We start from the raw sequence: 6,049 nt of genomic DNA on the forward strand, positions 1-6,049 counted from the left end.
CTCACACCTCCTGGGGGAAGTTCGCGGGCGTGGCCGCGTCGCTGTCCTGATAGGGCGACACACCGGAGAGGTTGTCGCCGCGGTTGGGGTTGGGGCGTGGCTGGCGCGGTTCGGCGTCGCCGTACTTCGCCTTCACGAGGCTCTGGTGGGTCGGGGTGCCCGGTACCCCGGGTGCGCGGCGGCTGTCGAACTCCTTGCGCAGGACGGGCAGCACCTCGGTGCCGAGCAGCTCCAGCTGGTCCATCAGCACACCGTGCGGCAGGCCGAGGATGTCCAGTGCCCACAGCTGGCGCTGGTAGTCGCCGAAGCTGTCGCGGAAGGTCAGGGTCTTGTCGATGATCTCCTGCGGGCTGCCGATGCTCAGCGGCGTGCCGGCGGCGAACTGCTCGAGGTTGGCGCCGCGGAAGGCGGAGAAGTTTTCGAAGTAGGGCCGGTACTGCGCCCAGGCGTCTTGCGACTTCTTCGCCACGAACGCCTGGCCGCCCAGGCCGACGATCGCGTGGGCTGCCGGGCCGTGGCCGTAGTGCTCGTAGCGGGTGCGGTAGAAGTCGACGAGCCGTTTGAAGTGCGCGTTGGGCGCCAGGATGTGGTTGGCGAAGAAGCCGTTGCCGTAGAAGGCGGCCTGCTCGGCGATCTCCGGTGTGCGGATCGAGCCGTGCCAGACGAACGGCGGCACGTCGTCCAGCGGGCGCGGTGTCGCGGTGAATCCCTGCAGCGGCGTCCGGAACTTGCCTTCCCAGTCCACGACGTCCTCGCGCCAGAGCCGGTGCAGCAGGTTGTAGTTCTCCAGGGCCAGCTCGACGCCGTCGCGGATGTTCTGCCCGAACCAGGAGTAGACCGGAACGGTGTTGCCGCGTCCGAGCATGACGTCCAGGCGGCCGCCGGCCAGGTGCTGCAGGTAGGCGTACTCCTCGGCGATCCGCACCGGGTCGTTGGTGGTGATCAGCGTGGTCGAGGTGGACAGCGTGAGCTTCTCGGTCCGCGCGGCGAGGTAGGACAGCAGCGCCACCGGCGAGGACGCCGCGAACGGCGGGTTGTGGTGCTCGCCGAAGGCGAAGACGTCGAAGCCCACCTGCTCGGCGAACAACGCCGACTCGATGACGCCGGTGATGCGTTCGTGCTCGCTGGGGGTGTAGCCGGTGTTCGGGTCCGGCTCGATGTCGGCCACACCCATGATCCCGAATTCCATGATGATCCGCCTCCCCTTCCGGCGTCGAGCGCCAGGTAGTTGACTCGTCAGTTGCTGACGCGTCAACCATAACCCCGAACGATTGACGCGTCAATATTGAAGCGTCAATCGTTTGGCGGCGTGGGCTGCTACGCGCCGAAGCCGCCGTCGACGGGCAGGCTGACGCCGGTGACGAAGGCGGCGCCTTCCGCTGCCAGGAACGACACCGCGTCGGCCACCTCGGCCGTGGTGGCGAGGCGTCCCGCCGGAGCCCACTGGGACATCTGCTCGGCCATGTGCGCGGGCAGCGCCTCGGTGTCGACCGCGCCGGGCAGGACGGTGTTGACGGTGATGCCGCGCGGAGCGAGCTCACGGGCCAGCCCGCGGGCCATGGCTTCGAGCGCGGCCTTGGTCAGGTTGTAGGCGGCGATGCCCGGCATGGCGCCCGGCGGCTGGCGCTGGGCGAAGACGCTGCCGATGTTGATGATCCGCCCGCCCTCGCCCAGGTGAGGTTCGGCTGCCTGGATCGCGATCCAGGCTCCGCGGATGTTGACCGCCAGCATGCGGTCGAACGCCTCCAGCGGGAACTGCGCGAGCGGGTGCACTTCGGCGGCGAAGGCGTTGTTGACGACGATGTCCAGGCCGCCGAACCGCTCGACGGTGCGGCGTACCGACTCTTCGATGGCGCCCTGGTCACCGCCGTCGGCCTGGATGGCGAGCGCGCCGGTCTGCGCGGCCAGTTCGTCGGCTCGCTGCCGGGAGTGGACGTAGGTGAACGCGACGTGGATGCCGTCGGCGGTGAGCCTGCGGACGATGCCGGCGCCGATGCCACGCGACCCACCGGAGACCAGAGCTGTTCTCTGCTGCGATGCCATGTCTCCACGCAACCAGCGCGGCGTTGACGAAACGCATACGTGCCGCAGGACGGCTATCGCCGCAGCCCCGCGATGAGGTTGTCCACGAGCAGCTGCCAGCTGTCGGCCAGCCGCAGGATCCGCTGGTCGACGTGTGCCTGGTCGGGCAGGGACAGGTAGAGCAGACCCGGGCCTTCCATGGCCGAGGCGAGCTGCACGCTCAGGCTGTCGAGGTCCAGCGGGGGCAGTCCGGCCTGGCGGAGCAGCATCCGGATGTGCGCGGGCCAGATTCCCGCGTGGGGCGCCCCGCCGGAGATGCTTGCTCCCATCGCCCCGCGCGCGAGCACGTGGTGCTCGACGAGGAACTCGATCCGGGCTCGCCCGAACGCGATCAGCCGGTCCACCGGGTCCGCGCCCGGCCCCAGCGGCGGAGGACCGCTGAGGACTCGGTGCTGGAAGTCACTTTCTTCGTCGTCGAGCAGCGCCAGGAAGATGCCGGCCTTGGTGCCGAAGTGCCGGTGCACGGTGCCTTTGCCCAGGCCGGCGCGCTCCGCCAGGCCGTCGAGGGTGATCTTGTCGGCGCCCACCTCGGCCAGCATCGCGCGAGCGGCGCTCACCAGCGCCCGCCGGTTCCGCGCCGCGTCCACCCGTTCGCGACGTGGGGCTTCGCCGATGAAGTCGAGATCTTCCACGGCCTCAGCGTACTGGCGGAGAAATAAAACGGGGGATCCCCCGGTTCTGTGACGGTGAGCAACACACTCACTCCACATCGCACTTGAGAGGGATGGCAGTCATGGGAGCCTTCGGCACGCTGGACCGTGAAACCGTCGTTCGTTCGACCTCCGTCGACCAGCTGGACCTGGCCGGCAAGCACCTCACCGTCATCGGCGGCACCAACGGCCTCGGCCGCGCCATCGCCCAGCAGGCGCTGGCGCGCGGCGCCGACGTCACGGTCGTCGGGCGCACGCTGCGTGACGCCTCGCACGCGCGACTGCACTTCGTGGCGGCCGATCTGTCCTCGATGCAGGACGCGGCGCGGATCGGACACGAGCTGCCGGCGGAATCGCAGGACGTCGTCCTGTTCACCAACGGCATCACCGCGGCCAAGATCCGCGAAGAGACCGCCGACGGCGTCGAGCGGGACATGGCGGTCAGCTACCTCAGCCGCTACGCCATCCTCCAGGGACTGCGCGACCGCATCGGCACGGCCCGTCTCGGCGAGGCGCCCCGCGCACGGGTGTTCATCATGGCCGGCCCTGGCGGCGACCAGGTCGGCAACCCCGCCGACCTCAACGCGCTGACCAGCTACGACCAGAACAGCGCGCACATGAACACCGTCGCCGCCAACGAGGCTCTGACCATCACCGAAGCCACGACACCGGCCGGACCGGCCTTCTTCGGGCTCAACCCCGGCCTGATCAAGACCGGCATCCGCGCGAACTACCTCGGCGAAGGCAGCCTCGCCCACAAGGTGACCGAAGCGCTCGTCGGCCTGCTGGCCCAGTCGCCGCAGACCTACGCCACGCGGATCGTGCCGCTGCTGTTCACCGATGACCTCGACGGGCGGAGTGGGCTGATGTTCGACCGCAAGGCCCGCCCGATCCGCCCCTCGACCACGATGACGCCGCAGCACGTGCAGAAGTTCATGGCCGCGTCCGAGGAACTGCTCAGCCGTGCACTCGCCTGAACAGTCCGCGGCGCCCTGGCCGCCACCCCAGGTAGCGGCCAGGGTTCCGCGGTTCGCGATCCCCGGCCCGGTCCGGGCCTGGTACGGCGGGGCCGAACTCGACCTCGGCACCCCGCAGCAACGAGCCGTGCTGGCGAATCTGCTGCTGCGAGACGGTAAACCGGCAACCACCGACGACCTGGTGGCCGCGCTCTGGGGTGCGGGAGCACCTGCCGCCGGCGCAGCCGTGATCCGGACCTACCTCTCGCGCCTGCGCAAGGCGCTTCCCATCCCGGTGCTGGAATCGACGCGCGGCCTGCACGCCATCCCGACCCACAATTCCGACCTGATCGACCTGGCACATCAGCGCGCCCGCGCCCGCGCGGCACGCAGAAACGGTGACAGGCAGTCGGAAGCCGCGGCGCTCCGTACTGCTGTGGGGCTGTGGCGGGGCACACCGCTCACCGGCGCCAACGGCGAGTTCGTCGAAGGTGAACGAGCACGGCTGCACCAGCTGCGCCTCGCCGTGGTCGAAGACCTCGCCGCCGCGGACCTCGCGTCCGGACAGCACGCCGAGGTCCCCGACACCCTCGCCGAACTGATCGACGAGCAGCCGCTGCGAGAACGGCCCTACGAACTGCTCATGCTCGCGCTCTACCGGTCCGGCCGCCAGGCCGACGCGCTCGAGGTCTTCGCCGGCATCCGTTCCCTGCTCGACCGCGAGCTCGGCCTGCTACCCGGCCCCGGGCTGCGCGCCATGCACCAGCGCATCCTCGCCGCCGACCCGGCCCTGCTTCCGGCCGGGACACAGCCGACGACCGGGCCACGGCCGAGCGAAAACCGCGACCGCGCCTGCCGGTGCGGACCGTCCGCAGGACCGGACGCGGCCCGTGCCCTGTGACCGTCGCCCCTCCGGTCATTTGACGGACACTGCCACCGAATGCATCCGCCACTGTGATCACCATGGTTCACCGCCGGAACACCGCTGGTCCCCGATCGACTGACACGAGTCCGATCGAATCGCCCATTCCCCATCGCCGGAAAGGTCCGAGCGTGGACTCCGCAAGACGGCACAGCCGGCAAGCCCGAGCCCCGACCACGACGTGACGGTGCGGCCAACGACCGCGCGCATGCAAGGCCGCGAGGCGCGGGCAAGAGCCTCGCCCGGGGGCAACCGCTCCGCAGCGCGTCTCGTGAGTAATTGACGCGTCAACCCCACGGAGCTATTGTTGACACGTCAGCAACTGACGGGTCAACTACGGGGTGAGGGCATGAGCGAGGCGAGCGCACAGCGGCGCCGGCCGTCGCGTGACGAGCTGCGGATCTGGCGGGACTTCATCGAAACCGCGGAACGGCTCAAGACGCGGATGGCGCGGCGGATGCAGCGCGAATCGATCTTGTCTCCCGCGGACTACCAGGTTCTCCTCGCCTTGCACGAGGCGCCGGGGCACCGGCTGCGGTCGGGGGCACTGGCCGACGTGTGCGACTGGGAGCGCAGCCGGCTTTCCCACCACCTGCGGCGGATGGAGAGTCGAGACCTCGTCACCCGGGAGGGCAGCGCGAAAGACCTGCGCGCGGCCGAGATCGTGCTGACCGAGACCGGGGCCGCGGAGCTGCGCCGCGGAGCCGAGCCCCACCTGCAAGCGATCAGCGAGCTGTTCGTCGACGCACTCACTGCCGAGGAGCTCGCGGGCGTCGAGAAGCTCACGGCGGCGCTGCGCCGCCACTTGGAAACCACCGGCGACTGAGCCCGGAGAGGAGGCCGGGCCCAGCGCGCCGACCCGGGTCTGAGCGCACGTAGCGCCCGGGACAGTCCAGCGCGCCCATCGCACTGAGACTCCGTCCGGGTGCGAGCAGCAACAGGACCAGCGCACCGCCCATCACCGGCGACGACGCAGGGCACAGAACTGCCAGTAATACGTGAACGTTCATGCATTTGCTTTGAATAGACCACAGCAGCAAGTGAGCGGGCACGGCCGTCGAGAACACCCTCTCGGCGGGCACGGCCCACTCGTTTCGATCTGACCACGTTCCCGGACCAGGAGAGACCCCATGCCACGAGCAGTGCAGTTCACCCGCTACGGCGGCCCCGAAGTCCTGTCCGTCGTCGACCTTCCCCGCCCCGACCCCGCCGAAGGACAGCTCCTCGTCCAGGTCGTGGTGGCCTCGCTCAACCCGGCCGAAGTCGGCATCCGCGAAGGCGTGTACGCCCAGCGGTGGCCGGCGGAATTCCCGATGGGCCAGGGGCACGACTTCTCCGGCGTCGTCGCCGCGCTCGGCCCGGGCGTCACCGGCTTCGCCGTCGGCGACCCGGTGATCGGGTTCGCGCCCCGCGCCGCGATGGCCGACTACACCGTCATC

At 69.9% G+C, this 6,049-nt stretch carries 7 protein-coding genes; 4 read left to right on the plus strand and 3 right to left on the minus strand.

The window, feature by feature from the left end:
- Nucleotide 1: 1 nt before the first annotated feature.
- The 3 genes from ACWDN5_RS25910 to ACWDN5_RS25920 form a co-directional block, all read right to left on the minus strand.
- Nucleotides 2–1,189 (minus strand): CE1758 family FMN-dependent luciferase-like monooxygenase, encoded by a 1,188-nt coding sequence (locus ACWDN5_RS25910; protein ID WP_449678080.1) that lies wholly within the window; start codon nt 1,187–1,189, stop codon nt 2–4.
- 128 nt (nt 1,190–1,317) lie between these two features.
- On the minus strand, nt 1,318–2,043 hold the full coding sequence (locus tag ACWDN5_RS25915) for an SDR family NAD(P)-dependent oxidoreductase (RefSeq protein WP_449678081.1): 726 nt from the start codon (nt 2,041–2,043) through the stop codon (nt 1,318–1,320).
- Nucleotides 2,044–2,096: 53 nt separating this feature from the next.
- Nucleotides 2,097–2,714 (minus strand): TetR/AcrR family transcriptional regulator, encoded by a 618-nt coding sequence (locus ACWDN5_RS25920; protein WP_449678082.1) that lies wholly within the window; start codon nt 2,712–2,714, stop codon nt 2,097–2,099.
- Between the two features lie 101 nt (nt 2,715–2,815).
- Between ACWDN5_RS25920 and ACWDN5_RS25925 the strand changes: the two genes are divergently transcribed.
- From ACWDN5_RS25925 to ACWDN5_RS25940, 4 genes are all read left to right on the plus strand, one after another.
- Nucleotides 2,816–3,709, plus strand: a complete 894-nt coding sequence (locus ACWDN5_RS25925; protein ID WP_449678083.1) for an SDR family NAD(P)-dependent oxidoreductase — start codon at nt 2,816–2,818, stop codon at nt 3,707–3,709.
- Complete coding sequence (locus ACWDN5_RS25930) at nt 3,696–4,589, plus strand: AfsR/SARP family transcriptional regulator (protein ID WP_449678084.1); 894 nt, start codon at nt 3,696–3,698, stop codon at nt 4,587–4,589. Before ACWDN5_RS25925 ends, ACWDN5_RS25930 begins: the two co-directional genes overlap by 14 nt.
- 370 nt (nt 4,590–4,959) lie before the next feature.
- On the plus strand, nt 4,960–5,436 hold the full coding sequence (locus tag ACWDN5_RS25935) for a MarR family winged helix-turn-helix transcriptional regulator (RefSeq protein ID WP_449678085.1): 477 nt from the start codon (nt 4,960–4,962) through the stop codon (nt 5,434–5,436).
- A gap of 304 nt (nt 5,437–5,740) precedes the next feature.
- Nucleotides 5,741–6,049: alcohol dehydrogenase catalytic domain-containing protein (locus ACWDN5_RS25940; protein WP_449678086.1), on the plus strand; the 309-nt coding region annotated here is incomplete at its 3' end.

Source organism: Amycolatopsis sp. NPDC003731, assembly GCF_053586895.1.